This is a genomic window from Corynebacterium faecale, assembly GCF_030408735.1.
Lineage (GTDB): Bacteria > Actinomycetota > Actinomycetes > Mycobacteriales > Mycobacteriaceae > Corynebacterium > Corynebacterium faecale.
The window spans coordinates 736,932-751,399 of record NZ_CP047204.1; the positions used below are offsets into that span (position 1 = coordinate 736,932).

Sequence of the window (14,468 nt, forward strand, 5' to 3'; positions counted from 1 at the left end):
GATGCCCGCCCTAAACGGTAGGTATGACCAATAACACTCTTAGTTTCGTGGCGAGAACTGCATAACACCTCTAGATTGAAAGTTATGAGCCCACGAAAAATTGGCGTAACTGAAGTTGCTCTGCGTGATGCACACCAGAGTCTGATGGCAACCCGCATGGCCATGGAGGACATGGTTGATGCGTGTGAAGATATCGATAAGGCCGGCTATTGGAGTGTGGAGTGCTGGGGAGGTGCCACCTTCGATGCCTGCATCCGATTCCTCAACGAAGACCCCTGGGAGCGTCTCCGCACTTTCCGGAAGCTGATGCCCAACTCTCAGCTGCAGATGCTGCTGCGTGGGCAGAATCTCCTGGGCTACCGTCACTATGAGGACATGGTGGTGGACAAGTTCGTGGAGAAGTCCAAGGAGAACGGCATGGACATCTTCCGTGTCTTCGATGCCCTCAATGACCCCCGGAACCTCGAACACGCCATGAAGGCAGTGAAGAAGGTGGACGGGCACGCCCAGGGCACCATCTGTTACACCACCTCACCCCTGCACGATGTGGAGGGCTACATCCAGCAGGCCGGACGTCTCCTGGACATGGGTGCGGACTCCATCGCCTTGAAGGACATGGCTGCACTGCTCAAACCCCAACCGGCATTCGACATCATCCGTGGCATCAAAGAGACCTACGGTGAGGACACCCAGATCAACGTCCACGCGCACTCCACCACCGGTGTCACCATGGTCACCCTGCAGAAGGCCATCGAGGCCGGTGCAGACGTGGTGGACACAGCGATCTCATCCATGTCACTCGGCCCGGGCCACAACCCCACCGAAGCGCTGGTCGAAATGCTGGAAGGAACAGACTACGACACCGGCCTGGACATGGATCGACTGCTCAAGGTCCGCGACCACTTCAAGTCGGTGCGTCCGAAGTATGCAGAATTTGAATCCAAGACCCTGATCAACACCAACATCTTCCAGTCCCAGATCCCCGGAGGAATGCTCTCCAACATGGAAGGGCAGCTCCGCGCCCAGGGTGCAGAGGACCGCATGGAGGAGGTCATGCTTGAAGTGCCACTGGTGCGCAAGGATGCGGGTTATCCGCCACTGGTCACACCGTCCTCGCAGATCGTGGGCACCCAGGCTGTGTTCAACGTGCTCATGGGGCGCTACAAGGTCATGACTGCGGAGTTCGCCGACCTCATGCTCGGTTACTACGGCGAGTGCATCGGTGAGAGAAATGCAGACCTGATCAGCCAGGCCCAGGCCCAGGCCAAGAAGGAACCGATCACGGTCCGTCCGGCAGACCTGCTGGAACCGGAATGGGACGAACTCCGTACCCAGGCTGAAGGACTCGAGGGATTCGACGGCTCCGATGAGGATGTGCTCACCAATGCTCTGTTCCCGGGTGTCGCCCCGGGCTTCTTCACCACTCGTCCTGAGGGGCCGAAGAATGTGGGCAAGACCGCTGAGCAGTTGGAGAAGGAGAAAGCTGCGGCCAAGGGGCAGTCAAATGCACTGCAGGAGCCCATCACGTACAAGGTCACCGTTGGTGGCCGTAGCCAGACCGTCAAGGTAGAGCCGGGAGAGTAGAAGAAGATGGCACAGGAAAAAAGCATGCGGGAACGCCTCGAGGCGCTGGCTGAGGAACGAAGCCGCGTCAGCCTCGGCGGAGGACAGGCGAGGATTGACAAGCAACACGAAAAGGGCCGGCTGTCTGCACGTGAACGTGTGAGCAACCTGGTGGATGAGGGAACCTTCCGCGAGACGGGGATGTTCGCGAAACACCGCAGCACCCATTTCGGCATGGACAAGGCAGATGCCCCGGCCGACGGTGTGGTCACCGGCGTGGGCGCCGTCTACGGACGCCCCGTCCACATTGCCAGCCAGGACTTCACCGTGATGGGCGGCTCCGCAGGTGAGAAGCAGTCCGAGAAGGTCGCAGCCATGATGGACGCCTCCGCCACCACCGGCACCCCATTCGTGTTCATCAACGATTCCGGTGGAGCCCGCGTCCAGGAAGGCATTGATTCCCTCTCCGGATACGGCAAGGTTTTCTACCACAATGTCCTGCTCTCCGGGCTGGTGCCGCAGGTATCCATCATCGCCGGCCCCTGTGCCGGTGGCGCGGCATACTCGCCGGCACTGACCGACTTCATCATCCAGGTCCGTGGGGCCCAGATGTTCATCACGGGCCCCGGTGTGATCAAGTCCGTCACCGGCGAGGATGTTACGGCGGAACAGCTCGGTGGCGTGGACGCCCACATGGCGAAGGCCGGCAACATCCATTTCGAGGCCGACAATGATGAGCAGGCCATCCTCATCGCCCAGAAGCTCCTGAGTTTCCTGCCCCAGAACAACACCGAGGAACCCCCGGTGGTTGACCCGGATCCGGTGGTAGAACCTGATGAGAGCCTCCTGGACATCGTCCCCATCGACGGCAAGAAGGGCTACGATGTCCGCGAGGTAATCGCCCGGATCGTAGACAACGCCGATTTCCTGGAGGTCCAGGAAGGTTTCGCCCGCAACATCGTGGTCGGATTCGGCCGCGTGGTCGGACGAACCGTGGGCATCGTGGCCAACCAGCCACAGGTGATGTCCGGAGTTCTGGACATCAACTCCTCCGACAAGGCAAGCTCCTTCATCCGTTTCTGCAACGCCTTCAACATCCCCCTGGTCACCCTGGTGGATGTCCCCGGATTCATGCCGGGTGTGGCACAGGAACATGGCGGAATCATCCGGCACGGCGCGAAGATGCTCTACGCCTACTCCGCAGCCACCGTCCCGAAGATCACCGTGGTGCTGCGCAAGTCCTACGGTGGGGCGCACCTCGCGATGTGCTCCAAGGACCTCGGCGCGGACCGTGTGTTCGCCTGGCCTACCGCAGAGATCGCCGTCATGGGCGCCGATGGTGCTGTCAATGTGGTTTTCCGACGCGAGATCGCAGAAGCCGAAGACCAGGAGGCGCGCCGGGAAGAGCTGATCCAGGAGTATAAGGACACCTTCTCCTCACCATTCATGGCGGCTTCCCGCGGTTTGGTCGATGACATCATCGATCCTGCTGAAACCCGCCTCCAGATCGCCGATGCACTCATGGTGCTGGCGAACAAGCGCACCCACCGTCCGTCCAAGAAACACGGACTCGGACCGGCATAGGGGAATAGATCATGGATCAGCAGCAGCTTCAGGAACTCGTCGATAAGCTCTCGCAACGCCTGGACACCGTGGAGGCGGAGCTCAAAGAGCTCCGCGCACGCTCCGACGCCGACATCCCGGAGGACATCCTCATGGCGATCTCCGCGGCTGTGTCCGCGTATCTGGGCAACCGCGGCAAGGTGAAAGCCGTGAAACTCCACCGTCACCGCACCTGGGCCGCGCAGGGTAGGCAGCGCGTCCAGGACCACTCGAATCGTCTGTAAAGGGCACCACCAATGAAACTCAAGGTAACTGTCAACGGAATCGCATACAGCGTCGAGGTGGAGGTGGAGGAGGAGCAGAAACCGCTCGGCCAGATCATCATCGGCTCCTCACGTGGAAACACCCCCGCTGCCCCCACCACCGCCTCCATTCAGGGTGTGGCCGCCAACGCGGTTGTCGCCCCTCTCGCAGGCTCGGTGTTCAAGGTCCTGGTCGCTGAAGGAGATGCCATCGAAGCAGGTCAGGTGCTGTTGATCCTGGAAGCCATGAAAATGGAAACTGAGATCACCGCACCGGCTGCAGGCGTGGTCGGTGCCATCAACGTCAAGGAGGGTGAGGCGGTCCAGGGAGGGCAATCACTCATCGAGATCAGTTAGCGACGCCCCTTCCGGACGATTGCATCACAGTTTGCGTTTAGCGCGACGAAAATAACGACGGGCATGGCAATATGTACTCCATTGCCCGTTTTTTCGTTGTGAAAGTGAACTAAAGATACACATGCGCCTCCCGGTTTCACGCCGTACCGTCTTGACAACCTCCATTCTGGCGGCCGGGGTGACCTTTTTGGCACCGACCGCGCATGCCGCGCAGTGGGTGGATACCGCCGCAGTGGTTGATCAGGCGAATGTGACACTTTCCCAGTTCGGGATCACCGTTGACCGCGCCCCGGCCGAGCAGTTCGACGAGGCCGCCAACAGCAATATCAACGCCAGCATCGCCGCTGGGGTGGACGCGGGAATTGACGCTGGCCTGCTGCCAGCCGACGCCCGCCCATCCTCCAACCCATACGGCACCGTGGGGGAGACCCCGGGGGCGAGTGTGATCGTGGAAACCCCGCTGCTGGCCCCTGACCTGCCCCGGGTGGAACAGCCACTGCCCAACTACACGGTGCGCACTGACCTTCAGGCCCAGATCATGGCGATGACCCCTGGTGAGGTCATCCACCGGGTGCCGGGATCCTGGTTCAACCAGCCCGCGGTTCCTGCCGACTCCAAGGCCACAGAGGCGGAGGGCAGGTCATTATTCGGCCCCGGCACCCCGATCTACCTCGGTCAGAGCTCGCTGTGCACCCTCGCGGTGACCGGCACGGATGCGGATGGTCGCAAGATCGGTATCACCGCGGGACACTGCGGAAAACCCGGTGACGCTGTCCGTTCCGCGGACTCATTCTGGGTGGGTGAGGCCGGCACAATCGTGTCCAATGGCGCCAATGATGATTATTCCGTGATCGAGTTCGGCTCCAATGCGGATATCTCCAATTCCTACAACGGCGTGACGGTCAACGGTCTGGGCGGAAAGACCTCCAATCTGCAGGAGGTGTGCAAGTCCGGTGTGGCCACCGGATTCACCTGTGGTCTGGTGTGGACCGCCGATGAGCGTCTCACCATGTCACAGCTGTGTGCCATGCGGGGTGATTCCGGTGGGCCGGTGATCGTCAATGGGCGAGTGGTGGGGCTGGTCTCCGGAGGTGTACTGCCCAACCACGATCTGTCCTGCCGAACCCCTCTCCAGGGGCCATTCTTCATGCCGTCCCTGTCGGTGAACATGGATCGCATCCTCACCGAGATGGAGCTTCAGGAAGGCCCCGGGCGTGGGTTCACCCTCGCGGGGGAGTAGCTCCCGGCGATAGGAATCACTTAAAACAGAAGGCACCCCACGGGAGATCCGTGGGGTGCCTTTTCCATCTTGACCCAGGCAGAGAGTTAGCCGTTGAGGCACTTCAGCACATCGTCATGGAGTGCGCCGTTGGTGGCCACGGCATCGCCACCGTGGGGGCCGTCCTCACCCGCGAGGGAGGTGAAACGTCCGCCGGCTTCGGTGACCAGGATGGACAGCGGCGCCAGGTCCCAGAGGGATACCTCAGGTTCCGCGGCGATATCCACGGCTCCTTCGGCGACCAGGCAGTAGGAGAAGAAATCACCATAACCGCGCAGGCGCCAGGTGGTGTCGGAGAGTGCAACAAAATTCTCCCGAAGGTCACGGGCCTGCCAGCCCTCGAGGGAGGAGAAGGACAGGGACGCATCCGTGATGTCGGTGACGGAGGAGACACAGAGCTTGCGGGGGGAGCTGCCGTTGAAGGTGCGCCAGGCACCGGAGCCTTCGGCGGCCCACCAGCGGCGCGCGAGTGCCGGTGCGGAGATGACACCGGCGACGGGGCGGCCGTTATCAAGCAGGGCGATGAGGGTGGCCCACACGGGAACCCCACGGACGAAGTTCTTGGTACCGTCGATCGGATCGATGACCCACTGGCGGCCGGAGAATTCCGCCTCGCCACCGAACTCCTCGCCAAGGATGGCGTCGGCGGGGCGGGCTGCTGCGATTTTTTCCCGCAGTGCGGTTTCCACAGCCAGGTCGGCGTCACTGACCGGGGACATATCTGGTTTGGTGGATACATCAAGATCGGTGGCCTCGAAGCGGTCGAGGGTGATCGAATCGGCAAGCTCTGCCAGTTCGAGTGCTAGTGCGAGATCGTCTGCATAATTACTCATAAGGAACTATCCTAGTTCGCCGAGGGTATCCGCGACCTCGGATACCGCCTGAACATTGCCCGCGACACACCATTCCACGCCTCCGGCCTCTACCTTGATGGCGGCGCCGCCGACACCCTCCACGAGCGCACGGCCGGGCAGCCAGTCCCAGTCAGCGACGCTGTGCTGCATCCACACCCCGCTGGTGCCATCGGCCACACCACCCAGATCAACGGACCCGGCGCCGAGCATGCGCAGGGACGCAGGTTGGGTGGCGACCGCATTCCACGCGGCGCTGACCTCGCTGTTGGCCAGCCACGTGGGGTGGATGTAGGTGGCTAGGGCGGTGCGGGAGAGGGGTTCGTCGATAAGCACAGGTAGTTCCCTGCCATCGCGGGTGGTCCGGATTCCCGGCCCCCCGAACCACGTATAACCCATCGCGGGGCGGTGCACCGCACCGAACAGCAGACGCTCCGGAGCGCTGGGATCGCCTTCCACCAGCGCGATGGCGCTGCACCAATAATCAGATCCGCGGGTGAAATTATAGGTGCCATCCACCGGGTCAACGACCCAGAAACGCCCGCTTTGCGACGCCCGGTTGGCACCCTCTTCACCCACGACACCGTCTTCGGGGCGCAGGGCCTCCAACGCACCGGCGACGAAAGCTTCCGCTGCGCGGTCAGCATCCGTGACCACGTCGGAGACCGAGGTTTTGAAGTCGGTATCCAGTCCGTTTTCGCGCATGCGCCAGGCCAGACGGCCGGCGTTGTACACCAGTGCCTGAGCCAGGTGCTCATCCGAGTCCTGCTCATGGGCGATCACGAAGGTCTTGGTGATGGTGGCGATCATGTCATCAAGTGTTGCGGCCGGATGCGCCTGCTCAGTATTACTCATGCCCTCTATTGTGCATCGTGGCTGTTGACTCTGCTGAATGTGGGGGCGGGTTGGATCAGAGAGGAATAGAGGAGTGAAAACTGAGAGCAGGTAACATATTCAGATATGCGTCCCGAAATCTCTGCAGAACTTTCCGAGCTCGACAGCACCCTCACCACCATTGAGAAGATCCTCAACCCAGAGGAGCTGTCCGACCGCGTTCGCGAACTGGAGGCACAGGCCGCCGATCCGGGTCTATGGGATAACCCCGACCACGCACAGCAGGTCACCTCAGAACTGTCCCATGTGCAGGCCGAACTGCGTAAAGTCACCGACCTGCGTCAGCGACTGGACGATCTTCCGATCATGTATGAACTGTCGGAGGAGGAGGGCGACGATACCTCCATCGTGGACGAGGAGCTGGCTGATCTCCGCAAGGGCATTGACGCCCTGGAGGTCAAGACCATGCTCTCCGGCGAATATGATGCCCGCGAAGCAGTGATTAACATCCGCTCCGGTGCCGGTGGTGTGGATGCCGCTGACTGGGCTGAGATGCTCATGCGCATGTACACCCGTTGGGCTGAGAAGAATGGTCACAAGGTGGATGTCTATGACATTTCATACGCGGAGGAAGCCGGCATCAAGTCCGCCACCTTCGTGGTGCACGGTGATTACATGTACGGCCAACTCTCGGTGGAGCAGGGTGCCCACCGTCTGGTCCGCATCAGTCCCTTCGACAACCAGGGCCGCCGCCAGACCTCGTTTGCCGAGGTTGAGGTGCTGCCCGTGGTGGAACATGTGGACTCCATTGACATCCCGGACGCCGATGTCCGCGTGGATGTCTACCGCTCCTCCGGCCCGGGTGGTCAATCCGTGAACACCACCGACTCCGCCGTCCGCCTCACCCACATCCCGACCGGAATCGTGGTGACCTGCCAGAACGAGAAATCCCAGATCCAGAACAAGGCTTCGGCCATGAGGGTTCTCCAGGCAAAGCTTCTGGAAAAGCAGCGCCAGGAGGAACGCGCCGAGATGGACGCCCTGGGCGCTGGCGGCAACGCATCCTGGGGTAACCAGATGCGCTCCTATGTGCTGCACCCGTACCAGATGGTCAAGGATCTGCGCACCAACTATGAGGTGGGAGACCCATCCAAGGTCCTCGATGGTGATATCGATGGTCTCCTGGAGGCGGGCATCCGCTGGCGCATGGCGCAGCAGCAGGAGAATTAAGGCCTGTTTCTGCCAATACCCGGCTAATATGACCGCAGGCGTTTCACCGGGCACCCGGGGTTGGATAGAGTGTGACGCGTGATCACGTTCGAGAATGTCACCAAAAATTACAGGACATCAACCCGCCCGGCTCTGGACAGCGTTTCGTTGACCATTGACAAAGGCGAGTTCGTTTTCCTCATCGGCCCCTCGGGTTCCGGTAAATCCACCTTCCTACAGCTGATGACCCGCGAGGAGAACCTGAGTTCCGGTGATCTCCACATTGCTGACTTCCACGTGAACAAACTCAAAGGCGCGCAGGTGAACAGGCTGCGTCAGCGGATCGGATATGTTTTCCAGGATTTTCGACTGTTGAAGAACAAGAATGTCTACGACAACGTGGCCTTCGCCCTCGAGGTGATCGGGAAGAAGAAGGACCGCATCTCCGATCTCGTGCCGGAAACCCTTGAGATGGTTGGCCTTGCAGGCAAGGCCAACCGCATGCCCAATGAGCTCTCCGGCGGTGAACAGCAGCGCGTTGCCATTGCGCGCGCGTTTGTGAACCGCCCGCTGGTGTTGCTTGCCGACGAACCAACCGGCAACCTCGATCCGGACACCTCTGATGAGATCATGATCCTGCTCAACCGCATCAACCGACTGGGCACCACCGTGATCATGTCCACCCACAACGCCCGAACTGTTGATGACATGCGTCGCCGTGTGATTGAGCTTCGTCTGGGCAAGCTGGTCCGCGATGATGCCCACGGTGTCTACGGCGAAATGCGATAGGGCGGATCTGACATGTCATTCTTCTACGTTCTCCGTGAGGCCCTGCGCGGCATGGGTCGCAATCTCACCATGACGCTCGCACTGGTCATCACCACCTCCATCTCCCTGGCCCTGTTGGCCACCGGTTTCCTGGTGACCAACATGACCGACCGCACCAAGGACATCTACCTCGACCGCGTTGAAGTGATGATCCAGCTGGATGAGGACACCTCCGCCACCGATGCTGACTGCCTGAATGAGTCCTGCGTGGAGGTCCGTGAACAGCTCGAGGGCCTGGACGGCATTGATTCCATCACCTACCGTTCCCGTGAGCAGTCCTATCAACGGTTTGTGGAGGTCTTCGAATACACCGACCCGATCCTGGTGGCCGAGACCTCCCCGGATGCACTGCCGGCGGCCTTCCATGTCCGTCTCGAGGACCCACTGGCCGTGGATGTGCTGGACCCGCTGCGTGAATTACCCCAGGTCACCGCTGTCATTGACCAGGTTGATGATCTCCGCGGTGCCACCGACAACCTGGATTCCATCCGCAACGCCACCTTCCTCATCGCGGCTGTACAGATCCTGGCCTCGATCTTCCTGATTGCCAACATGGTGCAGATCGCCGCCTACAGCAGGCGTGAGGAAACAGAGATCATGCGTATTGTTGGCGCCTCGCGCTGGTACACCGAGGCACCGTTTGTGTTGGAAGCGGTGCTGGCCACGCTCATCGGAGCGGTCCTGGCCACCGCAGGGTTGTTCCTGGGCAAGGAATTGGTGATCGACAAGGCCCTGCGTGGGCTGTATGAATCACAGCTGATCGCCCCGGTGACCACCACCGACATCTGGACCATCGCGCCCGTCATTTCCGGCATCGGAGTGGTCGTGGCAGGACTCATCGCGCAGGTGACATTGAGGTATTACGTCCGCAAGTAGAGGCCCTGCCGTACACTGGTAAGACTATGGCGAAGAAAAAGAAGAAAGTTGATGAGAACAACCAGGTTCTCGCAACCAACCGCAAGGCCCGCCATGACTACCAGATTCTTGACACCTGGGAGGCGGGCGTGGTGCTGGTGGGCACTGAGATCAAATCCCTGCGTGAAGGAAAGGCATCTCTGGTTGATGCTTTTGCCATCATCGACAACGGCGAGGTCTGGCTCCACAGTCTGCACATCCCCACCTATTCAATGGGCAGCTGGACCAACCACACCCCGAAGCGAACACGAAAGCTCCTGCTCAACCGCAAGGAGATCGACTCGCTGATGGGTAAAGTCCGCGATGGCAACCGCACCCTGATTCCACTGAAGCTGTACCTGAAGAACGGCCGGGTCAAGCTGGAACTGGGACTGGCACAGGGTAAGCAGGACTACGACAAGCGCCAGGACATCAAACGCCGCACCGAGGAACGCGAAGTGACCCGCGAACTGGGCCGCCGTATCAAGGGCATCACCGGTTGATGCCCATCCACATCGCGAAGGTTCACGATGTGCTCAAGGGCGCACCGACTCACGGCACCACCATCCTGGTGGATCGGCTGTGGCCGCGTGGTGTGTCCAAAGAGGAACTCCAGCCCGATTACTGGTTGAAGGATGTTGCACCCAGTAGCGAGCTCCGACAGTGGTTCAACCATGATCCGGAAAAGTTCGAGGAATTCAGCCTGAGATACCGGGCCGAACTGGATGATCGCGACGCGGAGGATCTGGACAAGTTGCTGGGTGAGGCCGCCCGAGTGGATGTCACCTTGCTCTATGGCGCCGCCGACCGCGAACACAACCACGCGGTGGTGTTGATGGAATGGCTTAATGAAACACCCTTGCCAAAATAGGGGCGGATGCAGTAACGTGGAGCATCCTGCGGAACTCGCACGAGCCCACCGCAGACAACCAACGGGGCTGACATGGTTTCGACTACGTTGATTGAGCCAGGGGAAGCGTGCCGGTGAAGGCTGGAGACCACCGTGAGCGTCGCAGCAAACCAATAAGCGCCGAGAAGTCTCAGCGCGACTACGCCCTCGCTGCCTAAGTAGCGACCGCGTGTCTGTCAGCCCAGGGATGTTCCTGCCCTGGATCCTGGCATCGACTTAGGAACTTGCTATCCGACCGCGTCAGCGGGGTTTGGATGGGACTCTTACCGCCGACTGGGCTCATCATCCGGAAGTGTTCGTCCTAGCCGGAGGGCCAAGCAGAGATCATAGTGCGAACTGCGCACGGAGAAGCCCTGGCAAAGTAGCGTAGGACCCGGGTTCAATTCCCGGCAGCTCCACCGAGGCCCCCTATCTGTTAATGCAGGTAGGGGGCTTTTCTATCCCTATTTTTTGGGGCTAATCATTCTCTTTGGGCACATTTTGGGCACAATCGTTCTTGAAGATGGTGATGCTGAGTGCATCAGCGATGACATCGAGGTGTAGGGCCAACAAGAGATAAGGGACATCTGTGTCCACCTCACTGACACCCAGTTCTACAACCCACGCGCTTGCAGGTTGTTACAAGGAGCTTAGCTTTCCACCCTCCACATGGAGATAGAAGTCAACAAAAGGCGGCAGAATGCCCAGTAGTTGTTTAGGCCCAAAGCAACGGTGAAGTCTCAGATCCAGCACACTGCAATGCGTGCGCTCATCAAGTTTTTGAGACAGCTTGATTGATCATTCTTCTTACGCTGCTGCTAATCCATACTGCTGCTGATATGCGGTCAAAGCATTCGCCGGTGACAGCCCCTTATTATTACTATGCGGGCGGCGCCGGTTGTGACCTGCCCCTTGATATATTCCATCACCGCTGTCCTAGCCGAGAGATGATTCTTAAAGTCGTAATGGTGATACATTTCGGTCTTCAAGTGTGAGAAGAAATCCTCCGCGACCGGCAGCTCCACAAAAGAGTCCCTCACCTGGTAATTCAGGGGGAGGGGCTCTTCTCATTCCCGTAAGCGCTGGGAAAGCCTTGCACGGCTGAGAGCTATGGACTTTCGCTGATATTCGGCTGCGTTTCGCCGACTTCCTCGACCGGAGGTGCGACCATTCCCGCGACAAAGACCAGCAGGACCGACACGATGCTCAAGTACATCCAGTGACGCTTCACAGGTTTAGGTGGGCGGAGAATACCCATGCCGCGCACCACCGAAGGGTCCGTGGGGCCGAGAAGGAGCGTGAGCTCCTCGTGTGTCCGGAGGCTGTCCATATAGGTATTGCGTGCTTTGGCATCCCGGAAGTTGCAGATGGTCCACCAGATGCCGGGAAGAAGGATGGCCGTTCCGATGATCGCCCCGGCAAGAAAATCGCGGAAGGATCCCATGGTGGGGGACATAATGAGGACCACTCCACTGAGCGCAAAGGAAAGCCAGGCGAGGGCGTTCTTCCAGAAGGGTTGACTGCGGGTGCTTGCCATGTCTGAAGTCTATTGAGTGAGCAGTGATTGAGCGACCGGAGCGCTCTTTCGTTGGTGTGGTGGCCGTAGGGGCAATTGGCTATGCCCCAGAAAATCTAGAAGTAGAAACGGAACTGCCAGGCGGCGGTTGCGGCGATGATGAGCAACCAGACCAATGCGATCACAATCTGGGACTTGTAGAGCCCACGGACGATGCCATTGTCATATCCGCTGTAGGTTTTCACATTCCAGGCGGTGACCGTGACGAACATGATGATGGTGACAGCCCAGACCACCATGCAGTAAGGGCAGAGCGCGCGGATTACGAACATCGACTGATAAGCGAGCCAGTGAACGAAGATGGTGGCTAAGAGCAGACCGATCTCGGCGATGAACCAGAACCATCCGCGGAAGCGTGCTCCAGCGAGGATTCCGGCGCCGATGGCTGCCACTGCTGCGAAACCTGCGATGCCGAACAGGGGGTTGGGGATGCCGAAGGCGGCGGCCTGGCCGGATTTCATCACGCTCCCGCAGGACACGACCTCATTCAGATCGCAGCTGGTGACGTAGTCCGGGTTCTCCAGGAGGATGAGTTTCTCACTCATAATGATGACCGAGCATGCCAGACCGATGAGGCCACCGATGAGCAGCACCCAACCCAGCCATGCAGGTGGGGAGGGAAGGCGTGTCTGAGTGTCCGTGGACACGGGTGCGGAAACTGGTGTGGACACTGGTGTGGACACTGGAAAACCTCCGGCGTGAACGAATAATGCGCCCGTGAACCCACATCAGGGGGATAAGGCTGTGGAGCGCTGTCGGAAAATAAGTGTAGGCGGTGGGGGTGTGGATGAAAGGGGGAGGGGGCAATGTCACAGGGGGCTGGCGAATAATTGGCAGGAATGTGATCGGTGCGGGGTGCAGGGGATATTCGCAATGGTGGGGGAGGGGAGTGGCGGGCGGCCCAGTGTGACTCATCGTCGGGATCGCTTGGATCATAAAGGGGTGAGGGTGTGATTTGAATTGCAAAGGTTTGGCTAAGTTAACTCCCTGTGTTAGCTTTTTGGTTTAGGTACCCTAACCTCAGTAAGTGTCACCTATTATCCGGACGGATGATGGCCGGTGGCATCGCTAGAGGGGTTGTCGTGCTCACGGGCCTACATGGGCCGTACATCATCACAAACTTCGGGGCGTTTCTTTAGGGACGCCTCCCAGAATGCAGAATCCATAAAGGACGTCATGGTTAACACTCGCTTCAAGCTCATTTCCGTCGCAACCGTTGCAGCACTCGCACTTGTCGGTTGCTCTTCGACCGACGACACCTCTTCTGACGGTGCGACCACCTCGGCCGCAGCTGAGGTCATCACCATCGAGGACAACCATGGCACCCAGGAGATCACTTCCGCTGACGCTGTCGCCGCAACTGACAACCGTGCCTTCGAGCTGCTGGATCGCTGGGATGTAGACCTGGTTGCAGCACCGGTCACCCTGGTTCCGTTCACCGTCACCTCCTACAAGGAAGATGCGAACATCGCCGACATGGGTTCCCACCGCGAACCCGACCTGGAGGCCATGGCCGCCGCGCAGCCTGATCTGGTGATCAACGGTCAGCGCTTCGCCCAGTACTACGATGACATCGTGACCCTCGCACCGGGTGCCACCATCGTGGAGCTGGACCCACGTGACGGTGAGCCACTGGATCAGGAACTGATCCGTCAGGTGGAGAGCCTCGGCCAGATCTTCGGCCAGGAAGACGACGCCGCCACCCTGGTTGATGAGTTCAACGAGGCCCTGGAGCGTGCGAAGTCGGCTTATGCTGAGATCTCCGACCAGTCTGTGATGGCCGTCAATGTCTCCGGTGGAAATATCAACTTCATCGCACCATCAGTTGGACGCACCTACGGTCCGATCTTTGACCTGCTCGAACTGACCCCTGCCCTGGAGGTGGAGAACTCCTCCACCAACCATGAGGGAGATGACATCAACGTCGAGGCGATCGCACAGTCCAACCCGGACCTCATCCTCGTCATGGACCGCGATGGCGGCACCACCTCCCGTGATGAGGCTGAGTACACCCCAGCCGAGCAGATCATCACCCAGAGTGAGGTCATGGCCAATGTGACCGCAATCAAGGAGGGCAAGGTCTACATCGCACCTGCGGATACCTACACCAACGAGAACATCATCACCTACACGGAGATCCTCAATGGACTGGCAGACCTGTTCGAGGAAGCTGCGCAGGACTAGTGTCCCCACCGGGGCGAATGGTGGGGCGTCGATAAGCATGCGTGTGGGGCCCTTCAGCCCCCACGCCCGACCCCAGCCGGCAGCCCACGTAGGGGATGAGCTGACAAGAATCCGGAATGGATTTCTTAGGTAAGGCTTG

General features: G+C 59.8%; 16 protein-coding genes and 1 other RNA gene. 12 read left to right on the forward strand and 5 right to left on the reverse strand.

Going from position 1 to position 14,468, the window contains the following annotated elements; all coding sequences use genetic code 11:
* Window positions 1-84: 84 nt before the first annotated feature.
* From CFAEC_RS03425 to CFAEC_RS03445, 5 genes are all read left to right on the forward strand, one after another.
* Window positions 85-1,584 carry a methylmalonyl-CoA carboxytransferase subunit 5S gene (locus CFAEC_RS03425; protein WP_290278837.1) on the forward strand — a complete coding sequence of 500 codons (1,500 nt, stop codon included), beginning with the start codon at window positions 85-87 and terminating at the stop codon, window positions 1,582-1,584.
* A gap of 6 nt (window positions 1,585-1,590) precedes the next feature.
* Complete coding sequence (locus CFAEC_RS03430) at window positions 1,591-3,147, forward strand: acyl-CoA carboxylase subunit beta (protein ID WP_290278839.1); 1,557 nt, start codon at window positions 1,591-1,593, stop codon at window positions 3,145-3,147.
* A gap of 11 nt (window positions 3,148-3,158) precedes the next feature.
* Window positions 3,159-3,410, forward strand: coding sequence for a hypothetical protein (locus CFAEC_RS03435; RefSeq protein ID WP_290278841.1), 252 nt, complete (start codon window positions 3,159-3,161; stop codon window positions 3,408-3,410).
* 12 nt (window positions 3,411-3,422) lie between these two features.
* A complete protein-coding gene (locus CFAEC_RS03440) occupies window positions 3,423-3,785 on the forward strand; it encodes a biotin/lipoyl-containing protein (RefSeq protein WP_290278844.1) in 363 nt (120 codons plus the stop codon).
* Window positions 3,786-3,936: 151 nt separating this feature from the next.
* Window positions 3,937-5,025: a S1 family peptidase gene (locus CFAEC_RS03445; RefSeq protein ID WP_290278846.1), complete on the forward strand. Its 1,089-nt coding sequence runs from the start codon at window positions 3,937-3,939 to the stop codon at window positions 5,023-5,025.
* Between the two features lie 86 nt (window positions 5,026-5,111).
* Here the strand turns inward: CFAEC_RS03445 and hisN are convergent, their stop codons facing one another.
* Both hisN and CFAEC_RS03455 read right to left on the reverse strand, forming a co-directional pair.
* Window positions 5,112-5,897, reverse strand: coding sequence for a histidinol-phosphatase (gene hisN / locus CFAEC_RS03450; protein ID WP_290278847.1), 786 nt, complete (start codon window positions 5,895-5,897; stop codon window positions 5,112-5,114).
* Window positions 5,898-5,903: 6 nt separating this feature from the next.
* Entirely contained in the window at window positions 5,904-6,770 is an 867-nt protein-coding gene (locus CFAEC_RS03455; protein WP_290278849.1) for an inositol monophosphatase family protein, read from the reverse strand.
* A 105-nt stretch (window positions 6,771-6,875) separates the two neighbouring features.
* On the opposite strand from CFAEC_RS03455, the gene prfB reads away from it, so the two are divergent.
* The 6 genes from prfB to ssrA all read left to right on the forward strand — a co-directional run bounded on the left by prfB (window position 6,876) and on the right by ssrA (window position 10,991).
* Complete coding sequence (gene prfB, locus CFAEC_RS03460) at window positions 6,876-7,979, forward strand: peptide chain release factor 2 (RefSeq protein WP_290278851.1); 1,104 nt, start codon at window positions 6,876-6,878, stop codon at window positions 7,977-7,979.
* 78 nt (window positions 7,980-8,057) lie between these two features.
* A complete protein-coding gene (ftsE, locus tag CFAEC_RS03465) occupies window positions 8,058-8,747 on the forward strand; it encodes a cell division ATP-binding protein FtsE (RefSeq protein ID WP_290278853.1) in 690 nt (229 codons plus the stop codon).
* 12 nt (window positions 8,748-8,759) lie between these two features.
* The gene (ftsX, locus tag CFAEC_RS03470; RefSeq protein ID WP_290278855.1) at window positions 8,760-9,662 is read left to right on the forward strand and encodes a permease-like cell division protein FtsX; all 903 of its coding nucleotides are present in this window, start codon (window positions 8,760-8,762) and stop codon (window positions 9,660-9,662) included.
* 26 nt (window positions 9,663-9,688) lie between these two features.
* On the forward strand, window positions 9,689-10,183 hold the full coding sequence (gene smpB, locus CFAEC_RS03475) for an SsrA-binding protein SmpB (protein WP_290278857.1): 495 nt from the start codon (window positions 9,689-9,691) through the stop codon (window positions 10,181-10,183).
* Window positions 10,183-10,551, forward strand: coding sequence for a DUF488 domain-containing protein (locus tag CFAEC_RS03480; RefSeq protein ID WP_290278858.1), 369 nt, complete (start codon window positions 10,183-10,185; stop codon window positions 10,549-10,551). Before smpB ends, CFAEC_RS03480 begins: the two co-directional genes overlap by 1 nt.
* A 63-nt stretch (window positions 10,552-10,614) precedes the next feature.
* Window positions 10,615-10,991: a transfer-messenger RNA gene (gene ssrA, locus CFAEC_RS03485) on the forward strand.
* Window positions 10,992-11,414: 423 nt separating this feature from the next.
* On the opposite strand, the gene CFAEC_RS14265 is transcribed toward ssrA, so the two are convergent.
* From CFAEC_RS14265 to CFAEC_RS03495, 3 genes are all read right to left on the reverse strand, one after another.
* Window positions 11,415-11,609 carry an IS3 family transposase gene (locus CFAEC_RS14265; RefSeq protein WP_353960116.1) on the reverse strand — a complete coding sequence of 65 codons (195 nt, stop codon included), beginning with the start codon at window positions 11,607-11,609 and terminating at the stop codon, window positions 11,415-11,417.
* Between the two features lie 68 nt (window positions 11,610-11,677).
* A complete protein-coding gene (locus CFAEC_RS03490; protein WP_290278861.1) occupies window positions 11,678-12,106 on the reverse strand; it encodes a hypothetical protein in 429 nt (142 codons plus the stop codon).
* 95 nt (window positions 12,107-12,201) lie between these two features.
* Complete coding sequence (locus CFAEC_RS03495; RefSeq protein ID WP_290278864.1) at window positions 12,202-12,816, reverse strand: vitamin K epoxide reductase family protein; 615 nt, start codon at window positions 12,814-12,816, stop codon at window positions 12,202-12,204.
* Window positions 12,817-13,321: 505 nt separating this feature from the next.
* Here CFAEC_RS03495 and CFAEC_RS03500 point away from each other — a divergent pair.
* Complete coding sequence (locus CFAEC_RS03500) at window positions 13,322-14,329, forward strand: siderophore ABC transporter substrate-binding protein (RefSeq protein ID WP_290278866.1); 1,008 nt, start codon at window positions 13,322-13,324, stop codon at window positions 14,327-14,329.
* Window positions 14,330-14,468: the final 139 nt, after the last annotated feature.

What these genes read in the sequence shown, in the direction of transcription:
- CFAEC_RS03425 (WP_290278837.1), top strand. Translation starts at nt 85, where the DNA reads ATGAGCCCACGAAAAATTGGCGTAACTGAAGTTGCTCTGCGTGATGCA.
- CFAEC_RS03430 (WP_290278839.1), top strand. Translation starts at nt 1,591, where the DNA reads ATGGCACAGGAAAAAAGCATGCGGGAACGCCTCGAGGCGCTGGCTGAG.
- CFAEC_RS03435 (WP_290278841.1), top strand. Translation starts at nt 3,159, where the DNA reads ATGGATCAGCAGCAGCTTCAGGAACTCGTCGATAAGCTCTCGCAACGC.
- CFAEC_RS03440 (WP_290278844.1), top strand. Translation starts at nt 3,423, where the DNA reads ATGAAACTCAAGGTAACTGTCAACGGAATCGCATACAGCGTCGAGGTG.
- hisN (WP_290278847.1), bottom strand. Translation starts at nt 5,897, where the DNA reads ATGAGTAATTATGCAGACGATCTCGCACTAGCACTCGAACTGGCAGAG.
- CFAEC_RS03455 (WP_290278849.1), bottom strand. Translation starts at nt 6,770, where the DNA reads ATGAGTAATACTGAGCAGGCGCATCCGGCCGCAACACTTGATGACATG.
- prfB (WP_290278851.1), top strand. Translation starts at nt 6,876, where the DNA reads ATGCGTCCCGAAATCTCTGCAGAACTTTCCGAGCTCGACAGCACCCTC.
- ftsX (WP_290278855.1), top strand. Translation starts at nt 8,760, where the DNA reads ATGTCATTCTTCTACGTTCTCCGTGAGGCCCTGCGCGGCATGGGTCGC.
- smpB (WP_290278857.1), top strand. Translation starts at nt 9,689, where the DNA reads ATGGCGAAGAAAAAGAAGAAAGTTGATGAGAACAACCAGGTTCTCGCA.
- CFAEC_RS03480 (WP_290278858.1), top strand. Translation starts at nt 10,183, where the DNA reads ATGCCCATCCACATCGCGAAGGTTCACGATGTGCTCAAGGGCGCACCG.
- CFAEC_RS03490 (WP_290278861.1), bottom strand. Translation starts at nt 12,106, where the DNA reads ATGGCAAGCACCCGCAGTCAACCCTTCTGGAAGAACGCCCTCGCCTGG.
- CFAEC_RS03500 (WP_290278866.1), top strand. Translation starts at nt 13,322, where the DNA reads ATGGTTAACACTCGCTTCAAGCTCATTTCCGTCGCAACCGTTGCAGCA.